The 1,768-nt window shown below is 49.8% G+C and carries 1 tRNA gene and 1 rRNA gene; both read right to left on the reverse strand.

The window, feature by feature from the left end:
• Positions 1 to 1,490: ribosomal RNA gene (locus tag BM008_RS15070) — 23S ribosomal RNA — on the reverse strand; the annotation flags it as partial.
• Between the two features lie 121 nt (positions 1,491 to 1,611).
• Positions 1,612 to 1,684, reverse strand: a tRNA-Ala gene (locus tag BM008_RS14625).
• Between the last annotated feature and the right edge of the window lie 84 nt (positions 1,685 to 1,768).

Here is a 1,768-nt window from a genome sequence, read left to right on the forward strand (position 1 = left end):
ACTCGAATTACGGTACGTCTTAGGACCGACTAACCCTCGGCTGACGATCATTGCCGAGGAAACCTAGCCCCTTCGGCGGATAGGATTCTCACCTATCTATGCTGTTACTATTACCAGGATTTTCGTTTCCGCACGGTCCACAGGACTTCACAGCCCTGCTTCTGCCCGAACGCAACGCCTTCCTACGAGATCACCTTACGGTGCTCCGTGGTATCGGTGGTCGACTTGAGCCCCGTCCATTTTCGGGGCCCCAAACCTCGACTGGTGGGCTGTTACGCACTCTTTAAAGGATAGCTGCTTCTAAGCTAACCTTCCAGCTGTCTAGGGCTTAGGACGCCCTTTAGTATTAACACTTAGTCGACACTTAGGGACCTTAACCACGGGCTGGGTTGTCTCCCTTACGGACTACAGGCTTACCCCAGTAGTCCGGACTCCAACCTTCTTAGACGACGGTGAGTTTGGAGTTTGACAAGCGGCTGAGGAATTTCTTCCCCGGGACCACCAATCAGTGCTCTACTTCACCGACTATCTCCAGTTAGGTCATGCTACGACATGTTTCGGAAGGAACCAGCTGATGCCGGGTTAGATTAGCCTTTCACTCCGAGACGCAGGTCACACGAATGATTTGCAGATCAATACCGCTTGCGGTCCTCCACGTAGCTTTCGCCACGCTTCAACCTGCCCACGCCTAGATCACCCGGCTTCGGGTCATATCCTAATGACTCCACGCACTTGTATACGTCGCTCCTCACCTTACGGTTGCGAGCATGTTGCTTTCGCTTCGGCTTCCTATTTACAAGTTAGCCATCGCCATTTGAATATACTCCCTGGCCCGTTCTTCAAAACGTAAGATATGACATTGGCAATAATGCCCGTACTGCAGCCTCGCGGCTGTTTCCTTCGCATTAAAGATCCTTTAACGCCATATCGCTCCATCGCCTCCAGGTTTCAGGCACTTTTAACCTCCCTTCTTGGGGTACTTTTCAGTTTTCGGTCACCCTACTAGTTCGCTATCGGTCTCAAGAAGTATTTAGTTTTGGAAGTTGGTGCCTCCCAAATTCACGCGGGAATTCCAACCCACGCTACTCAGGCCATTATCCAGATCCTTTGATCGTTGTTTACGTGACTATCACACTCTATGGTCTAACGTTCCAGAAAAGTTAAACTTCGATCAAGTGGGATCTTTAGAAAAGGCCTACAACACCACATCTCCCACATGTTACCAGTGGGATTCAGTTTGAACTGTACCGTGTTCATTCGCCATTACTAACGGCATCTCTTCGATTTCTTTTCCTGCCCCTACTAAGATGCTTCAATTCGGGGCGTTCCCGATCAGTATTGATCAACACACAAAATGTGTTAGGAAGACCCATTAGGAAATCCCAGGTTCATAGGCTCCATGCACCTACCCTGGGCTTATCGCAGCTTGGCACGTCCCTCATCAGCTCTTGAGCCGAGCCATCCACCTGAAGGCATATTAACCAGAGTCCATCTCACTTTGTCCAGTGAGCGTCTGATATATGCATGCATATACACGATCTCATTGCAGCTGTCGTTGCTTCAGCCACTTCATCCTTCCCCGGAGACATTACTCTCCAGGTGCACTAATAATGGACTTGCTGGGATTCGAACCCAGGGCCTTCGCCTTGCAAAGGCGACGATCTCCCAACTGATCTACAAGCCCATAGAAGATCCTACACTTAGAATCTACCTTGTTTATCTCGGATCTGACAGTTTTTCGATTTCTGACCGGTTAGTGGTGATGGAC

This window comes from Methanolobus profundi (assembly GCF_900114835.1).
Taxonomy (GTDB): Archaea; Halobacteriota; Methanosarcinia; order Methanosarcinales; family Methanosarcinaceae; genus Methanolobus; species Methanolobus profundi.